This is a genomic window from Rhodococcus sp. RDE2 (assembly GCF_020885655.1).
GTDB classification, from domain to species: domain Bacteria; phylum Actinomycetota; class Actinomycetes; order Mycobacteriales; family Mycobacteriaceae; genus Rhodococcus; species Rhodococcus pyridinivorans.
Window position 1 is genome coordinate 3517038 of sequence record NZ_AP025186.1, and the last position, 16944, is coordinate 3533981.

The following is a 16944-nucleotide window of genomic DNA, read 5'->3' on the forward strand; positions in this document are numbered from 1 at the left end:
TTCCGGTCCACGATCGATCGAACAGAACACCGTCCAGCATAGGAACCTCGCACAACACCTTATTCACGCACGTACAGACGCAAGGTCACATACGAGGTGAGAGCGGCCATTCCCACACCCACGAGCACCAGGAACGGCGAGACCAGAAGGATGTCGCTGTCGGTGATGCGGGCGACGATGTTCGCGTCGTAGACCTCGGTGAGCATGTCGTCGACGAACATGCTCTTGGCGACGAACAGACCACCGATGGCGAGCGCGGCACCCACGATCGCGGCGATCACCGCTTCGAGGAGGAAGGGCAGCTGCGTGTACCAGCGGGTCGCGCCGACCAGCCGCATGATGCCGACCTCGGTGCGGCGGGTGAAGGCGGCGATCTGCACCATGTTGGCGATCAGGAGCACGGCCGCGATCGCCTGGATCGTGGCGATGGCGAACGCGCCGTTGCGGATGCCGCCGAGCACACCGAACAGGCGCTCGACGAGATCCTGCTGGTTGAGCACGCTGTCGACGCCGGGTCTGGTGCCGAAGTCGTCCTGGATCGCCGCGAAGCGATCCGGATCGGACATCTTGATCTTGAAGGAGGCCGGGAAGCTGTCGGCGCTCACGAGTTCGGCGAGTTCGGGCTGATCGGCGAAGACGCGGTCGGTGGCGTCGGCGACGGCGTCGTCGCGGCTCAGGTACTGGACCGACACCACGTCGTCGGTGCCCTCGAGGTCGCTGCGCAGGGCGGAGCAGAGGTCCTGCTCGCACTCCGGATCGAGCGAGGAGATGTCCTCGGTCAGGAACACCTGCACCTCGACGCGGTCGAGGAAGATCCGTTCCGTCTTGCCCGCCATCTGGACCACGAGCAGACCCGCACCGAACAGCGCGAGGGAGATCGCCGTGGTGAGGATCATCGCGATGGTCATGGTGAGGTTGCGGCGCAGGCCGGTGGTGACCTCGCTGAACAGGAAGCTGGCACGCATCGGGTGGGAATCCTTCGGTTGCCTGGTGGGGATGCTCGGGTGACGGGATCTACCGGCCGACGCCGTAGACGCCGCGTGCCTCGTCGCGCACGACGCGTCCGAGATCGAGTTCGACGACCCGCCGCCGCATCGAGTCGACGATGTGGTGGTCGTGGGTCGCCATGAGCACCGTCGTGCCCGTGCGGTTGATGCGTTCGAGCAGCAGCATGATGTCCTGGCTGGTCTCGGGGTCGAGGTTGCCGGTCGGTTCGTCGGCCATCAGCACGAGCGGCCGGTTGACGAACGCGCGCGCGATCGCGACGCGCTGCTGTTCGCCGCCGGACAGTTCGGCGGGCAGCCGGTCGGCCTTGCCGGACAGTCCCACCAGGTCGAGCACCTCCGGCACCGTCCGTTCGATCACCCCGCGCGGCTTGCCGATCACCTCGAGAGCGAACGAGATGTTCTCGGCGACGGTCTTGCGCTGGAGCAACCGGAAGTCCTGGAAGACGCACCCGAGATTCTGGCGCAGCTTCGGCACACGACGCGCCGGCAGTCGGTTGACATGGAAATCCGCCACATGGATGTCGCCGGTGGTGGGCTTCTCCTCGCGCAGGAGCAACCGGAGGAAGGTCGACTTCCCCGATCCGGAGGGACCGATGAGAAAGACGAACTCGCCCTTCTCGACGTGCACCGAGACCCCTTCGAGTGCGGGGCGCGTGGACGTCTTGTAGGACTTGGACACATTCTCCAGCCGGATCACGTGGACATGCTAACCGTTACCGGACGGTGACCTACGGCACCGGCTCGTCGGCGCTCTACGACGGCGGGGCGTCGGTGTCCTCGGTGACCGTCGGATTCTGCTGGTCGTTCAACCTGGGGATCCGCGGCAGATCGAACGGGAACTGCCTGTTCGTCGTGGTGGGAATCTCCGTGGTCGGCACGTCCTGCTGCGGCACGACCCCCTGTTCCGAACCCGGGCCGTCGGTCGCCGTCGTGGGCGGGTAGAGCGACGAGGTCGTCGGCGGATAGGGCGTGTCGGTGGTCTCCGGCACGTACTCCTCCTGCGGGGCCGTGGTCGCCGGCGGCACGTACGGCACGTACGGGGTCTCGGAGATGAGCACGGCGGTCGACGGTGCCTCGGGGGTGTCCTCGGGCTGGTTGAGGAACAGGTAGGTCACCCACAGCGCGAGCCACAGGGTGCACAACGCGAAGGTCGTGGTCCTGATCCGTCCGCCCAGCAGGTGCGACGGGATGCGCCTGCGGTGCGTCTCCTCCGGCTCGGTGGCCGCGCCTCCACCCGACGTCCCTCCACCCGGTGTCACTGTGCCTCCACTCGATCGACCACGCTGGCGGTGTCGAGCTGGGGCGTGACGGTGATGCCCTGTTCACGCAGCGCTCGCGCGATCCGCGCACGCAGCAGACGGCCCACCTGGAACTGCTTGCCGGGCAGCGTGCGCGCGACCATGCGGACGCTGAGCTGATCCACCTCGAGGCTCTCGACACCCATCACGCTCGGCTCGTCGAGCAGCAGCTCCCGCAGGCGGGGTTCCTTGTATGCGGCGACACCCAGTTCGCGCAGGATCTCGGTGACGTCGGCGATGTCGGCGCTCACCGGGATCGGCACGTCCACCACGGCGCGCGCCCAGTCCTTCGACAGATTGACGGCCTTGTTGATCTGCCCGTTGGGGACGGTGATGACCTCACCTGCCGTGCTGCGAACCCGGGTGACGCGCAATGTGACGTCCTCGACGGTGCCGATCGCGTCCTCGGACGCACCGGTCACGGAGATCTGCACGGTGTCGCCGAAGCCGTACTGCCGTTCGGTGATGATGAAGAACCCCGCGAGGATGTCCTGCACGATGCGCTGGGCACCGAAGCCGAGTGCCGCGCCGAGCACGGTCGCCGGCGCAACCAGGCTGCCGATGGGCAGCTGGAGATAGTCGAACACCTTCAGGGTCGCGACGATGTACACGAACGAGATGGCCATCCACGTGACCACCTGGGCGACCGAGTGGCGATGCTTCGTCGCCTCGGACCGCACGAGGTCGTCGGACTGGGTGTAGCGATCGTCGATGCGCCGCGTGATGCGGCTGCCGAGCCAGGAGACGAACCGGGCGATGAGAACCGCGCCCAGGATCGTGAGCGCGATCAGCAGCCCGCTCGTCGACAACCAGTCGAGCAGTCTAGCTCCGGGAAGAAACGGCACAGGCCCCTCTCCTGTTTCCGATCACGACTTCTGCTCTTCCCGCATACGCCAGCGGATGCCCGATTCGAGGAATCCGTCGATGTCGCCGTCGAGCACCGCCGAGGGGTTGTTGACCTCGTACTCGGTGCGAAGGTCCTTGACCATCTGGTAGGGGTGCAGCACGTACGAGCGCATCTGGTTGCCCCACGAGCTGCCGCCGTCGCCCTTGAGCGCATCCATCTCGGCGCGCTCCTCCTGGCGCTTGCGCTCGAGGAGCTTGGCCTGCAGGACGCGCATGGCCGCGACCTTGTTCTGCAGCTGCGACTTCTCGTTCTGACAGGTGACGACGATGCCGGTCGGGATGTGCGTCAGACGCACGGCGGAGTCGGTGGTGTTGACCGACTGGCCACCCGGGCCGGACGAACGGTAGACGTCGACGCGGACGTCGTTCTCGTCGACATCGATGTGGTCGGTGGTCTCGACGACGGGCAGCACCTCGACCTCGGCGAAGGAGGTCTGGCGGCGGCCCTGGTTGTCGAAGGGGCTGATGCGGACGAGCCGGTGCGTGCCCATCTCGACCGACAGGGTGCCGTAGGTGTAGGGCGCCTTGACCGCGAAGGTGGCGGACTTGATGCCGGCCTCTTCTGCGTAGGAGGTGTCGTAGACCTCGACGCCGTAGCCGTGCTTGTCGGCCCAGCGGATGTACATGCGCATGAGCATCTCGGCCCAGTCGGCGGCGTCGACGCCACCGGCACCCGCGCGGATGTTGACGAGTGCGTCGCGCTGGTCGTACTCGCCGGACAGCAGCGTGCGTACCTCCATCGCCTCGATGTCGGCGCGCAGGCTCTCGCGTTCGGCATCGGCGTCGGCCATGGCGGCGGTGCGGGCCTCACCCTCCTCGCCCTCGGCGAGTTCGTACAGAACCGGCAGATCCTCGAGTCGCTGACGCAGACCCTCGACCCGGCGCAGCTCACCCTGTGCGTGCGACAGCTCGCTGGTGACCTTCTGGGCGTGCTCCTGGTCGTTCCACAGCTCGGGATCGGCGGCCTGGTGCTCGAGTTCGTCGATGCGCCGTCGCAGCTCCTCGACGTCGAGGACCGACTCCACGGTGCGGAGGGTTGTGTCGAGCTCGGTCAGGGCTGTGGAAACATCGGGATGCACGATTCAACAGGTTACCGGAGCGACGAACCGGCCCGCCGTGGGCGGCGATCGACACGTGCAGGGCCCGAGCCGGGTCGAGCATCGCCGACCCCGGAGTGGACGGCAAGCTGCTCGGCCCGGAACGACGGCGGCTAGCGTTTCCGTCATGACCACCGACTACACCGCCGACCTGGACCTCGCCCTCCGACTCGCCGACGCATCCGACTCCATCACCCGCGACCGTTTCGGTGCGCTGGACCTGAAGGTGGACGACAAGCCGGACCTGAGCCCGGTCTCCGATGCCGACCTCACCGTCGAGCGCACCATCCGCGAGACGCTCGGCGAGCAGCGACCGGACGACGCGGTGCTCGGCGAGGAGTTCGGTGGCGACGCGGTCTTCCGCGGACGGCAGTGGGTCGTCGATCCGATCGACGGCACGAAGAACTTCGTGCGCGGTGTGCCGGTCTGGGCGAGCCTCATCTCGCTCCTCGAGGACGGTGTGCCCGTCGTCGGCGTGGTCAGCGCCCCGGCACTGAACCGTCGGTGGTGGGCGGCTGCGGGCGGCGGCGCCTGGGTGTCGCACGACGGCGCCGAGCCCCGACGCATCTCGGTGTCGCAGGTGACCGATCTCGCATCGGCGTCGCTGAGCTTCTCGAGCCTGAGCGGCTGGCACGAGCGCGGCATCCGTGATCGTTTCGTCGCCCTGACCGACGACGTGTGGCGGGTGCGCGCCTACGGCGACTTCTTCTCCTACTGCCTGCTCGCCGAGGGCACCCTCGAGATCGCGCTCGAACCCGAGGTCTCACTGTGGGATCTGGCCGCCCTCGACGTATTGGTGCGCGAGGCCGGTGGACGGTTCACGAACCTCGAGGGCGCGGACGGCCCGCACGGCGGCAGCGCGGTCGCGACCAACGGCACGCTGCACGACGAGGTGCTCGGCCGGCTGAAGTGAGAGGCCGGCCCCACGCGCCGCGCGCCGCGTGGGGCCGGGTCCGTCAGCGGACCGGGAGGTACACCGCGGTCTCGAGGTCGGCTTCGCTCGTGACGCTCGGGTCGTTCGTATAGACGTTGAAGTGGTGGGTGGCCACGTCGTCGTCGACCCGGGCCGCGGACAGGCCGTGTTCGGCGAGGAATTCGGCGATCGCCTCGTGGGCCCGCGGGATCGATTCGGCGTACGGCCCGGTCACGGTGGCGACGACGGCCCGGCGTGCGGGGAACTCGTGAACCGTCAGCGGTTCGCGGGCCGTGGTTCCCGGCGCCACCGGCAGGAACACCGATTCGTCGACGTCCGACTCGCGGAACTCGCCGTCGTGTTCGATGCATCCGCCGGGTCCGGTCGGGACGATGCCCTGCTTCTGCAGGGCGGGCATGAAGCGTTGCCACAGTTCACCTTCGGCCGAGTAGTCGGCGACGGTGCCGCGGAGGCAGACGTAGGTCTCCTGCGGAATCTCGGTCAGTTCGATTCGGGTCATGATCGTGTCCTCCGGTATCTCGTCGAGCATGCGGTCCAGGGCTCTCAGTCGCATGCGGCCGAGTTCGAGCTCCTCCTCCAGCACGCGGCGCTGCAGTCGCAGGGCCTGCGTGTAGGCGGGAGTTCCGGCCGTCGCCAGTAGCGCCCCGATGGCGGACACGCCGAAGCCGACGTCGCGCAGGCGCCGGATGCGCGCGGCATCGGCGGTCTGCTCGGGGAGGTATCGGCGGTAACCGCTGACCTCGTCGACCACGGCGGGGATCAGCACTCCGTGCGAGTCGTAGTGCCGCAGCATCCGCACGCTGATCCGGGTCAGGGACGAGAACTCTCCGATGGACATCAACCTGGTGGTGTCGGTCATGGCGCCGAGTCTGCGACCTCACACGGTGTGAGGGTCAACCCGCGGAACTTACCGCGCAGTAGACACCGACCTTACTCAGAAGTAAGATCGGAGCCGTCCGCTGCCGCATCGAGAGACTTCTGGTGATCATGAGCAAGCAAGACAGCGTGGCCCGCCACACGCCTCGCGACACGTCCGCCGTCGGCCTCAATCCGATCAAACGCGACGCCATGGGCGCTGCCATGCGCGTGCTCACCCGGATCACGGGCTCCGAACTGGCCGACCGGTACAAGATCCGCGAGACGATCGACCGGATCACGTACCAGTCCACGAAGACGGGCTTCAAGACCCTGGGTGCCGCCACGCGCACCTTCAAGAAGATGTCGGGCGGCGCGAGCGGCCCGCAGCGTCTCGCCACCGCGAAGAACGCCGACTTCTTCGATCTCACCCCCACCGACGATCAGCAGATGATCACGGAGACGGTGCGCGAGTTCGCCGCCGAGATCCTGCGGCCCGCCGCGCACGACGCCGACGAGGCCGCCGCGGCCCCGGCCGACCTGCTCGCGCGCGCAGCCGAACTCGGCATCACCATGGTCAACGTGCCCGAGGCGTTCGACGGCGCCGCCGACGAGCGCGGCGTGGTCACCAACGTGCTGGTCGCCGAGGCCCTCGCGCACGGCGACATGGGCCTGGCCCTGCCGATCCTCGCACCGAGCGGTGTGGCCGTGGCGCTGACGCAGTGGGGCACCGAGGACCAGCAGAAGACCTACCTGCCGGCCTTCGCCGGCGACGACGTCCCCCAGGCGTCCGTCGTCATCGCCGAGCCGCGCGCCCTGTTCGATCCCTTCGCGCTGCAGACCAAGGCGGTCCGCTCCCCCAGCGGCTACCGGCTCAACGGCGTGAAGTCGTTCGTCCCGGCCGCGGGCAGCGCCGAACTGTTCGTCGTGGCAGCCGAACTCGACGGCAAGCCGTCCCTCTTCCTCGTCGAGGCGAAGAGCAAGGGCGTCGTCATCGAGGCCGATCCGGGCATGGGCCTGCGCGCCGCCGGGCTGGGCCGCCTCCTGCTCGAGGACGTCGCGGTGCCGGAATCGGCACGTCTCGGCGACGACGACGCCGACATCCGCGCCGAGCAGTACGCCGATGCCGTGCGCCTGTCCCGCCTGGGCTGGGCCGCTCTGGCGATGGGCACCGGTCAGGCCGTGCTCGACTACGTGGTCCCCTACGTCAACGAGCGCGAGGCGTTCGGCGAGCCCATCAGCCACCGGCAGGCGGTGGCATTCATGGTGGCCAACATCAAGATCGAGCTCGACGGTCTGCGCCTGGTCACCCTGCGCGGTGCGTCGCGGGCCGAGCAGGGCCTGTCGTTCGCTCGCGAGGCGGCCCTGGCCCGCAAGCTCGCCACCGACAAGGGCATGCAGTTCGGCCTCGACGGCGTCCAGCTGCTCGGCGGCCACGGCTACACCAAGGAACACCCCGTCGAACGTTGGTACCGCGACCTGCGAGCAATCGGAGTCGCCGAGGGCGTCGTCCTCGTCTGATCGGCCCGACCCGAACAAGGAACCTGTGATGATCAATCTCGAACTTCCCCGGAAGCTCAAGGCTTCCGCGAACCAGGCCCATCAGGTCGCCGCGCAGATCTTCCGGCCGATCTCCCGCAAGTACGACCTCGCCGAGCACGAGTACCCCGTCGAACTCGACACGATGGCCGCGATGGTCGAGGGACTCAACGACTCCGGTCAGGGCGCGGCGGGCGCCACGCTCGGCCGCGACAGCAAGGCCAAGCAGGACGGTGCCGCCGGAAATGCCAACGGCGGCAACATGGCCGGCCTCCTCAATGTCATCGAGACGTGCTGGGGCGACGTCGGCCTGACCCTGTCGATCCCCTACCAGGGCCTCGGCAACTCCGCGATCGCTGCGGTGGCCACCGACGAGCAGCTCGAACGTTTCGGCAAGGTGTGGGCCTCGATGGCGATCACCGAGCCCGGTTTCGGGTCCGACTCGGCGGCCGTGACGACCACGGCCGTGCTCGACGGCGACGAGTGGGTCCTCAACGGCGAGAAGATCTTCGTCACCGCCGGTGAGCGTTCCACGCACATCGTCGTGTGGGCGTCCGTCGACAGATCGAAGGGCCGCGCCGCGATCAAGTCGTTCGTCGTGCCGCGCGAGGCTCCCGGACTCTCGGTCGCGCGTCTCGAGAAGAAGCTCGGCATCAAGGCGTCCGACACCGCCGTGCTCGTGCTCGACAACTGCCGCATCCCGAAGGACAACATCCTCGGTTCCCCGGAGGTGAACACCGAGAAGGGGTTCGCCGGGGTCATGCAGACCTTCGACAACACGCGTCCGATCGTGGCCGGCATGGCCGTGGGTCTCGGTCGCGCGGTGCTCGAGGAACTGCGCACGATCCTGAAGGAGGCGGGCGTCGAGGTCTCCTACGACATCCCCGCGAACAACCAGCACGCCGCGGCCGCCGAGTTCCTGGCGCTCGAGGCCGACTGGGAGGCCGCCTACCTGCTCGCGCTGCGCGCGACGTGGATGGCCGACAACAAGAAGCCCAACTCCCTCGAGGCGTCGGTGTCCAAGGCGAAGGCCGGCCGTACCGGCACCGCGGTCTCGCTCAAGGCCGTCGAACTCGCCGGCACCTACGGGTACTCGCAGCGGCCGCTGCTCGAGAAGTGGGCACGTGATTCCAAGATCCTCGACATCTTCGAGGGCACCCAGCAGATCCAGCAGCTCATCGTCGCTCGACGAGTGCTCGGAAAGTCGTCCTCCGAACTGAAATAACGTCCGGGGCATGGGGTCCGTTCGCGGGTCCCGGCGGGATGGGACCAGGGGCCGGCGACGGTACCGGGCGTTTCGGAGGATCCATCGGGGGATGAGCCCTCGCCGCAGGTGCGGCGAGGGCTCTACCCGTTCGAGGACATTTGCCTGGAATGTGAGCTACGTCACGGCTACTGTGTGTCCTGACACCGACACACAGCCAGGGGGACGGATGCTCGGTCAGGACATTCTCGGCAGGATCACGGGCGGGCGGATCACGCTCGACGACACGATCGGCCAGGTCAAGGACACCGTCGGATCACTCGCGGTACTCCATCGCGCAGGTCTGCTGCACTTCCCACGCGTGGACCACAGCATCGGGACGATCATGGCGGCCAACAAGTACGGCCCCTTCGCCGGTGCCGTGCACGCACAGGCCGAACGCGGTCTGGACGCCGTCGCACTGATCGACGAGGCCGGCGACGTCACCTACAAGGAACTCGAGGCCCGCTCCAACGCCCTCGTACGTGCGTGGCAGCGCGCCGGGGTCGAACCGGGATCGGTCATGGGCATCATGGCCCGCAACCACCGCGGTCTCGTGCTGACGATGCTCGCCACCGCCAAGCTCGGCGTGCGGCTCGTGATGATGAACACCGGCTTCGCCCCACGGCAACTCGTCGACGTCGCCGCGCGCGAACAGGTCTCGACGTTCGTCTTCGACAGCGAGTTCGCCGAGGTCGCCGCCGCGCTCCCGGACGACGTGCGCCGGTACGTCTCCTGGGTGGACGACGAGGTCCCCGGCATCCCGACGCTGGAGCAGTCGATCGAAGGGCTGGACGGCTCGTCCCTGCCCGCCCCGGACGTCTTCGGTGGATTCGTATTGCTCACCAGCGGCACCACCGGCACCCCGAAGGGCGCGCCGCGCGGCCGCACGTCGCCGTTCGCGTCGGCCCAGTTCCTCGACCGGGTTCCGCTGCGTCCCGGACAGACGATGCTCATGGCCGCCCCCGCCTTCCACGGCACCGGCGTCTCGCAGTTCGCGCTCGCCCTCGCGCTCGGTCAGACCGTGGTGATGATGCGGCGCTTCTCCCCCGTCGACACCCTGGGTCTCGTCGAGCAGCACGGGGCGAACGTGCTGGTCGTGGTCCCGACCATGCTGCAGCGGATCCTCGACCTCGGACCGGAGAAGATCGCCGAGTACGACACCTCGAGCCTGAGGATCGTCTTCTCCGCGGGTTCGTCGCTCTCGCCCGACGTGTGCCGCCGGACGACGGAGGCCTTCGGGCACGTGCTGTACAACCTGTACGGATCCACCGAATGCGCCGTCGCGACGGTCGCGACCCCCGACGACATCCGGCAGGCCTCCGGCACGGCCGGTCGCCCTCCGGTGACCTGCCGGGTGGTGCTGTTCGACGACGACGGCAAGCGCATCACCGAACCGCACGTCTCCGGCCGCATCTTCGTCTCGAGCGGTCTGTCCTTCGCCGGCTACACCGACGGTCGCGACAAGGAACGCATCGACGGACTGCTGTCGATCGGCGACATCGGGCACTGGGACGAGAACGGCCTGCTCTTCGTCGACGGCCGCGACGACGACATGATCGTCTCCGGCGGCGAGAACGTCTATCCGCTCGAGGTCGAGAACCTGCTCGCCGAACGGGAGGACGTGCTCGACGCCGCCGTGGTCGGTGTCGCCGATTCGCAGTTCGGGCAGCGGCTGCGGGCCTTCGTGGTCCCCTCCCCCGATTCCTCCCGCGACGCCGAGGACATCAAGGCGTTCGTGAAGGCGAATCTCGCCCGGTACAAGGTCCCGCGCGAGGTGGTCTTCCTCGACGAGCTGCCACGCAATGCCACCGGGAAGCTGCTGCGCCGGGTGCTGGAGGAGATGGATGTGCCCGAGGATCCCGAGAAGGGGTACACCGCGGCCCGGGGCTGACCCTCGAACGAACGAAGGCCGGTCGTCCGAGACGACCGGCCTTCGTGGTGGTAGCGGGGACAGGATTTGAACCTGCGACCTCTGGGTTATGAGCCCAGCGAGCTACCGAGCTGCTCCACCCCGCGTTGCATGAACGAACCTACACGAGCGCGGAAACGGAATGCAAATCGCCTCGTCGGACGCGGATGCGCCTCGACGACAACCGGAATCGCGCCTTCCCGCAGGTGGTCCGGTTCACATTTCCACCATGACTATCACCACATAACGGAGGTGTAACGATCTTGCATCGACCCCCGTTATCACCTTCCTGAACTGGGGAAACCCGACGCCGTCATCCCATCAGGTGGACAGGCTCCCCTCTCGGCGCGGGGATGACGGGCCGCGACCCGCTTTGTACTGTCGGTCCCGGCTCGAAACAGCCGAGCCACCACCGGCCCGTCGCCGCCAGTCTGCCCCGCGGGATCCGGTGCCTACGAAGACCCGAGGGGCAGGGACGCGACCGACACGGTCCCCGATCCGGACGGAGACATTCTCCGTCGGCCGAGATCGACGAGGGCCGTCGCGCTCCGCGAGCGCGGGAAGGACTCCACAGCATGACCAACTTCAGCACGCGTGCATTCCGCACTGCCGTCGTCACCGGTGCACTCGCCGCGGTTCCGTTCGCGCTCGCCACCGGCACCGCGTCCGCCGCCCAGCACAACTGGGACGGCGTCGCCCAGTGCGAGAGCGGTGGCAACTGGGCCATCAACACCGGCAACGGCTACTACGGCGGCCTGCAGTTCTCGCAGAGCACCTGGGAGGCCAACGGCGGCAACGGTCGCGCAGACCAGGCCTCGAAGGCGGAGCAGATCCGCGTCGCCGAGAACGTCCTGCAGACGCAGGGCCCCGGTGCATGGCCCGTCTGCGGTCAGTACCTGACCACCGAATCCGCGCCGGCCCCCGCCACGCCCGAGGCCCCCGCCCCTGCTCCGGAGGCTCCGGCACCCGCCGCTCCGGCCGCCCCCGAGCTGCCGGCCGAGGTCGCCCAGGCCGTCGACACTGCGAACCAGCTCGCCCAGCAGTACGGCTTCGGCGCCGAGTTCGCTCAGATCGTCGACGTCACCCTGGCCGGTCGCTGACGCAGACTCCTCGACGAACACGACGAAGGCCCGCGGTTCGAACCGCGGGCCTTCGTCGTGTCGGTTTCCGTTACCGGATCAGCCGCCGGTGGATTCAGCCGCCGGTGGATTCGTAGGCGTCGACGGCCTGCTGCACCCGCCGCAGCGCCCGACCGTAGGCTTCGAAGTCGCCGCTGGTCTGCGCGTTGGCCAGCTCCGCGAGTGCCGAATCGAGCTCCGCGACCGCGGCATCGCGATTCGCGGGAGCGGTCGGCGCCGGCGAGGCGGGCTGCTGTTGCTGCTGATCGGAAGGCTGGTTCTGCTCTTCCGCGCCCTCGCCGATCGCCTCACCGCGGGTCTCGTCGTCGACCTCGGCGGTGGGCAGCGCCTCACCACCGGGAGCGGTGGCCGCGTCGCCGACACCGGATCCGAAGACCTGGTCGAGCGCCCCGGCCAGGGTGGGCGCGTAACCGATCCGGACACCACCGCTGGCACCGGGCTCCCGGTAGCTGACGAGCACGCGCGACAGCTGCGGGAAGGTCGACGTACTGCCCGCCGTCGCATTGCGCTCGGTGTACATCGGCTGGACGTACAGGATGCCGCCGTCCGCGATGGGCAGGGTGAGCAGATTGCCGTACTGGATCCGGTTGGACCGTTCGAGCAGGGTCCGCTCCGAAGCCACTCGGGTGTCGGAGATCATCGCGTTCTGCGTCTGCTCCGGACCGAAGGTCTGCGTGTCCGTCGGTAGCTGCAGGATCGTGAACTTCCCGTAGTTCTCCGGATCGGACTCGACCGAGATGTAAGCCGACAGGAACTGCCGGTTGTAACCCACCATCGCCGAGGTCAGACGGAACCGCGGATCCGCCGACTCACGATCGCCCATCAGCAGGTAGTAGGGCGGCTGGTTCGCGCTCGTGTCGACCGTCGGATCGGCCGGCACCGACCAGAACGCGTTGTTCGTGAAGAACTCGCGCGGGTCGTCGACGTGGTACTTGGCGAGCATCTCGCGCTGCACCTTGAACAGATCCTCCGGGTACCGGAAGTGCGCCCGCAGTTCGTCGGAGATCTGGTCCTGCGGGGTCACCGCCTCGGGGAAGACACCCATCCACGCCTTCAGGACCGGATCCTGATCGTCGACCTGGTAGAGCGTGACGGTGCCGTCGTAGGCGTCGACCGTCGCCTTGACCGAGTTGCGGATGTACGAGACCTCCTTGCGGGGCAGCAACCGGCCGGTGTTCTGGTCGATGCTGTCCTCGACGAGGCCCTCGAGCGACGCGCGCTGCGCATACGGGTAGTAGTCGAGTGTGGTGTACGCGTCGACGACCCACTTGATGCGGCCGTCGATCGCCGCCGGGTAGGCGTCGCCGTCGGCCGTCAGCCACGGCGCGACCTTCGTCACGCGCTCACGCGGGTCGCGGTTGAACAGGATCTTCGAGTCGCTGCCGATGGCGCTCGAGAACAGGATGTTGCGTTCGCCGTACTTCGCGGCGAAGGCGAGCCGGTTGAACCAGTTGCCGATGTCGACGCCGCCCGTACCGGTGTAGGTGTACTTCTCGGTGTCGGTGTCGTACTCGCGCGGACCGGACGAGTCGGCGCTGTTGCCGACGATCGCGTAGTCCGGATCGGCCTCGGCGATGACCTCGCCGTAGTAGATGCGGGGCTGCTCGACGGGGATGACCTGGTTCTCCGCGGCGAGCGACGCCAGGTCGCTGACGAAGTAGACCGGGTAGCCGCTGTTGCTGTTGGCGGCCTCCTCCGCCGAGGCACTCGCGGCGGCGTTCACACGGTTGGCGGGCGCCGCGACGAGACCGTTGCCGTGCGTGTACACGGTGTGGCGGTTGATCCAGTCGGTCTGGTTGCCGGTCAGGCTCGTGGGCGAGAGCTCACGCGCCGCGACGATGTAGTCCTCCATACGACCGTCGAGCTCGTACCGGTCGATGTCGAGCGACTCGGGGTAGCCGTAGAAGTTCTTCAGCTGCGTCTGCTGCGTGAAGGTGCGGGGAAGCACGTTCGGGTCGAGCAGGCGGGCGTTCGCGATCGTGGTGATGTCGGCCGGGATGTTCTCGGGCGAGGTGGTGCCCACACCCGGGTAGTCCTCGTACGCCACCTTGTCGTCGGTGATGCCGTACGCCTCACGGGTCGCGGCGATGTTGCGCTCGATGTACTCGCTCTCCTTGTCGGCAGCGTTCGGGCGCACCGAGAACTGCTCGACCATGAGCGGGTACACCGCGCCGACGAGGATCGACGAGAGCACGAGCAGCGCCGTCGCGAGCGCGGGGATCCGCAGGTCGCGCAGGAAGATCGCGGCGAAGAACGCGATCGCGCAGATGACGGCGATCGCGAGCAGGATGAGCTTGGCCGGCAGCACCGCGTTGATGTCGGTGAAGCCACCACCGGTGAAGGTGGGTTCCTTGCGGCTGCTCCACAGCAGTTCGTACCGGTCGAGCCAGTAGGCGACCGCCTTGAACGCGACGAACAGTCCGGCGAAGACGGCGAGCTGAACACGCGAGGCCGTCGACATGCTTCCACCCCGACCGGCGAGGCGGATGCCGCCGAAGATGTAGTGCGTGACGAGGTTCGCGATGAACCCGAGCACGATCGCGACGAAGAACCAGTTGAGCAGGAATCGGTAGAACGGCAGGTCGAAGGCGTAGAAGCCGACGTCGAGACCGAACTGCGGATCGGTGGTGCCGAAGTCACCGCCGTTGAAGAACATCTGCACGGTGACCCAGCCGGCCTGGGCGACCAGACCGGAGAGCACACCGAGCACGACCGGGATACCGATCCCGAAGGCGCGCATGCGCGTCATCACGGTGGTGCGGTAGCGCGCCACCGGATCGTTGGGTCCGGTGGTCGGTACGAAGACCGGGCGCGACCGGTAGGCGAGCAGCATCGCCAGCCAGACGACACCGCCGATGAACAACCCGACCACCAGGAACAGTGCGATCCGGGTCAGGAGAACCTTGACGTATACGTCCCGGAAGTCGACCTCGCCGAACCAGAGCCAGTTGGTGTAGGTGTCCACCAACCGCGGTCCGAGCAGGAGCAGCACTGCGGCCACCACTGCCAGGATCAGCAGAACTCTGCTCCGCTTCGACAATGTAGGTACTCCGGTCGGGGGCCTCATGCCCACGTGCCACGCTCCCAACTCGTCCGGCGGCGCGATCGCACCGCATCTGTACATCTCGCGCTCGACGAACGCGTACGAACGCGCCTCGTTCTCACGGAGTGACCGTTTCGCCCCACTCTACGGAATCCTCCTACCGGGGGTCGTACGACGCAGGTCCGGCAGCGCCCACCCGCGTACGGGTGCCAGGATAGGCCGGTGAACCAACGTCTTCCCGTACCTTCCGAACAAGCACTCGCGCGCGCCGTCCACGAGATCATCGATTTCGCGGATGCGGAGGGTTGGGACCGCCCTCCCGTGATGTTCGCGCTCGTCCCGACCGTGCTTCTCGCAGCCGCCGAACCCACCCTCGCCGACCAGCTCGACGAGGGGCACGAGTACACGCCGATCGCGCAGGAGGACTTCCCCGACGACATCGAGGGCGGCAGTCCCGCACTCGAGGAGTTCCTCGCCACGACCACCTGGCCCGGCTCGGTCGCCGGGTGCGCCCTCGTGCAGGAGGTGGTCGTGTTGCCGCCGAGCGCCGAGAACGAACTCGACGACGCCTTCGCGCCGCTGCTCGCCGATGCCCACGCGGCGGACGAGGCGGCACGACTCGCAGCGCACAGTCACCCGGAGCGGCGCGCCGCCCGTCTCATCTCCGCCGTGCTGCGCGACGGGCCGTCGCTCTCGCTCCTGCAGTTGCGTCCGCTCGACGACGACGATCCGTTCGCGGGCGCCGAGCTGCGGACCTACGACAACCTCGCCCCGCATGTCGTGGCGGCGTTGTACGCGACCCTCGAGGCGAGCGACGACGACTACTGAGCTGCCGGATCACCGAGCTGTCGGTGCTGCGGCGAGTGTGATCAGCTGCAGGCCGGCGCGTCGCTTCCGTCCGCGATCGCGGCCAGCGCGTCGATCGCGCCCTCGAGCGTCTCGACCTTCACGAGTTGCACGCCCTCGGGGGCGCCGCTCTGCGCCTCCGCGCAGTTCTCGGCGGGCACCAGGAAGACCGTCGCGCCGTCCTCCGACGCCGCGGTGAGCTTGTGGGTGATCCCGCCGATCGGCCCGACCATCCCGTCCGAGTCGATCGTGCCGGTACCGGCGACGTCCAGGCCACCGTTGAGCAGGCCCGGGCTGAGCTTGTCCACCACGGCCAGGCTGAACATCAGGCCGGCGGACGGGCCACCGATGTCGGCCAGGTTGAAGGTGACCTCGAAGGGCACCTCGGGGACCTCCTCGGTGGCGATGCCCAGGAAGCCCTTGTCCGGGTCGCCGGGCCGGGGACCGACCGGAACGTCGAACGACTCCTCGGCATCGCCGCGCAGGACGGTGATGCCCACCGACTCACCGGGCGGCACGTCGCCGACCGCGCGCTGCACCTGGCCGGCCGTGCGCATCTCCTCGCCGCCGACGGCGACGATCCGGTCGCCCGCCTCGAGCAACCCGGAAGCGGGAGCCTCCTGACCCACCTCCGCGATCCGCAGGGTCACCGGCAGGTCGAGATAGTGCAGGGCGGCCAGTTCGGCGGAGCGCTCCGACTGGGCGAACTGCGCCTGGTCGACGGCCTGCACCTCGTCCTTGCTGCGGTCGGGCGGATAGACCTGTTCGCGCGGCGCGACGCCGTAGCGACCGCTGATCCAGGCGGTGAAGGTCTGCGCGAGGGTGAGATTGTCGGTGACCCCGACGGTCGTCATGAACAGACTGCCCTCGGTCTCGTCCGCCTCGATCCCCTCGAGCGCGACGACCGGGGTGCCCTCGATCTCGCCGAGCGTGTCGAAGACGGGGCCCGGACCGAGCGCCACGTACGGCGCCCGGACGTTGAACGCCACGACCACGATGACGAGGATCGGGAGCACGAGCGCGAGCGGCAGGACGTAGCGACGATTCACCCGGCCAGGGTAACGGTCGCCCGACCGCCCCCTTCACACCACGACCGTGTCGTGTTCGCCATGAGCGTGACCACGA

14 protein-coding genes and 1 tRNA gene are annotated in these 16944 nt (G+C 68.2%); 6 read left to right on the forward strand and 9 right to left on the reverse strand.

The window, feature by feature from the left end; translation table 11 throughout:
• Window positions 1–59: 59 nt before the first annotated feature.
• The 5 genes from ftsX to prfB are packed head-to-tail and all read right to left on the reverse strand — an operon-like array spanning window position 60 to window position 4290.
• The gene (ftsX, locus tag LPH33_RS16415) at window positions 60–965 is read right to left on the reverse strand and encodes a permease-like cell division protein FtsX (protein ID WP_016693133.1); all 906 of its coding nucleotides are present in this window, start codon (window positions 963–965) and stop codon (window positions 60–62) included.
• Between the two features lie 49 nt (window positions 966–1014).
• Window positions 1015–1704: a cell division ATP-binding protein FtsE gene (gene ftsE / locus LPH33_RS16420; protein ID WP_006550350.1), complete on the reverse strand. Its 690-nt coding sequence runs from the start codon at window positions 1702–1704 to the stop codon at window positions 1015–1017.
• Window positions 1705–1759: 55 nt separating this feature from the next.
• A complete protein-coding gene (locus LPH33_RS16425; protein ID WP_229565162.1) occupies window positions 1760–2266 on the reverse strand; it encodes a hypothetical protein in 507 nt (168 codons plus the stop codon).
• Entirely contained in the window at window positions 2263–3150 is an 888-nt protein-coding gene (locus LPH33_RS16430) for a mechanosensitive ion channel family protein (RefSeq protein WP_026061332.1), read from the reverse strand. The genes LPH33_RS16425 and LPH33_RS16430 overlap by 4 nt, the downstream gene beginning before the upstream one ends.
• Window positions 3151–3171: 21 nt before the next feature.
• Complete coding sequence (prfB, locus tag LPH33_RS16435; protein WP_229565164.1) at window positions 3172–4290, reverse strand: peptide chain release factor 2; 1119 nt, start codon at window positions 4288–4290, stop codon at window positions 3172–3174.
• 145 nt (window positions 4291–4435) lie between these two features.
• On the opposite strand from prfB, the gene hisN reads away from it, so the two are divergent.
• Window positions 4436–5221, forward strand: a complete 786-nt coding sequence (gene hisN, locus LPH33_RS16440; protein ID WP_016693129.1) for a histidinol-phosphatase — start codon at window positions 4436–4438, stop codon at window positions 5219–5221.
• Between the two features lie 43 nt (window positions 5222–5264).
• Here hisN and LPH33_RS16445 read toward each other — a convergent pair whose 3' ends face one another.
• Window positions 5265–6101, reverse strand: a complete 837-nt coding sequence (locus LPH33_RS16445) for a MerR family transcriptional regulator (RefSeq protein WP_160877608.1) — start codon at window positions 6099–6101, stop codon at window positions 5265–5267.
• Between the two features lie 122 nt (window positions 6102–6223).
• On the opposite strand from LPH33_RS16445, the gene LPH33_RS16450 reads away from it, so the two are divergent.
• From LPH33_RS16450 to LPH33_RS16460, 3 genes are all read left to right on the forward strand, one after another.
• Complete coding sequence (locus LPH33_RS16450; protein ID WP_016693127.1) at window positions 6224–7618, forward strand: acyl-CoA dehydrogenase family protein; 1395 nt, start codon at window positions 6224–6226, stop codon at window positions 7616–7618.
• A gap of 28 nt (window positions 7619–7646) precedes the next feature.
• The gene (locus LPH33_RS16455; RefSeq protein ID WP_016693126.1) at window positions 7647–8861 is read left to right on the forward strand and encodes an acyl-CoA dehydrogenase family protein; all 1215 of its coding nucleotides are present in this window, start codon (window positions 7647–7649) and stop codon (window positions 8859–8861) included.
• A 208-nt stretch (window positions 8862–9069) separates the two neighbouring features.
• The gene (locus LPH33_RS16460; RefSeq protein WP_229565165.1) at window positions 9070–10773 is read left to right on the forward strand and encodes an acyl-CoA synthetase; all 1704 of its coding nucleotides are present in this window, start codon (window positions 9070–9072) and stop codon (window positions 10771–10773) included.
• A gap of 48 nt (window positions 10774–10821) precedes the next feature.
• Here LPH33_RS16460 and LPH33_RS16465 read toward each other — a convergent pair.
• Window positions 10822–10898 (reverse strand) — tRNA-Met (locus LPH33_RS16465).
• A gap of 468 nt (window positions 10899–11366) precedes the next feature.
• On the opposite strand from LPH33_RS16465, the gene LPH33_RS16470 reads away from it, so the two are divergent.
• Window positions 11367–11891, forward strand: a complete 525-nt coding sequence (locus LPH33_RS16470) for a transglycosylase family protein (protein WP_229565167.1) — start codon at window positions 11367–11369, stop codon at window positions 11889–11891.
• A 94-nt stretch (window positions 11892–11985) separates the two neighbouring features.
• On the opposite strand, the gene LPH33_RS16475 is transcribed toward LPH33_RS16470, so the two are convergent.
• A complete protein-coding gene (locus LPH33_RS16475; protein WP_229565169.1) occupies window positions 11986–15003 on the reverse strand; it encodes a UPF0182 family protein in 3018 nt (1005 codons plus the stop codon).
• Window positions 15004–15195: 192 nt separating this feature from the next.
• On the opposite strand from LPH33_RS16475, the gene LPH33_RS16480 reads away from it, so the two are divergent.
• Window positions 15196–15801: a PPA1309 family protein gene (locus tag LPH33_RS16480; RefSeq protein WP_088899412.1), complete on the forward strand. Its 606-nt coding sequence runs from the start codon at window positions 15196–15198 to the stop codon at window positions 15799–15801.
• A gap of 41 nt (window positions 15802–15842) precedes the next feature.
• On the opposite strand, the gene LPH33_RS16485 is transcribed toward LPH33_RS16480, so the two are convergent.
• Window positions 15843–16868, reverse strand: coding sequence for a PDZ domain-containing protein (locus tag LPH33_RS16485; protein WP_088899411.1), 1026 nt, complete (start codon window positions 16866–16868; stop codon window positions 15843–15845).
• Between the last annotated feature and the right edge of the window lie 76 nt (window positions 16869–16944).

Bases quoted from the DNA above. Each gene is read 5' to 3' on its own strand.
- LPH33_RS16470 (WP_229565167.1), top strand. From the start codon at position 11,367: ATGACCAACTTCAGCACGCGTGCATTCCGCACTGCCGTCGTCACCGGT.
- ftsX (WP_016693133.1), bottom strand. From the start codon at position 965: ATGCGTGCCAGCTTCCTGTTCAGCGAGGTCACCACCGGCCTGCGCCGC.
- LPH33_RS16460 (WP_229565165.1), top strand. From the start codon at position 9,070: ATGCTCGGTCAGGACATTCTCGGCAGGATCACGGGCGGGCGGATCACG.
- LPH33_RS16455 (WP_016693126.1), top strand. From the start codon at position 7,647: ATGATCAATCTCGAACTTCCCCGGAAGCTCAAGGCTTCCGCGAACCAG.
- hisN (WP_016693129.1), top strand. From the start codon at position 4,436: ATGACCACCGACTACACCGCCGACCTGGACCTCGCCCTCCGACTCGCC.
- LPH33_RS16445 (WP_160877608.1), bottom strand. From the start codon at position 6,101: ATGACCGACACCACCAGGTTGATGTCCATCGGAGAGTTCTCGTCCCTG.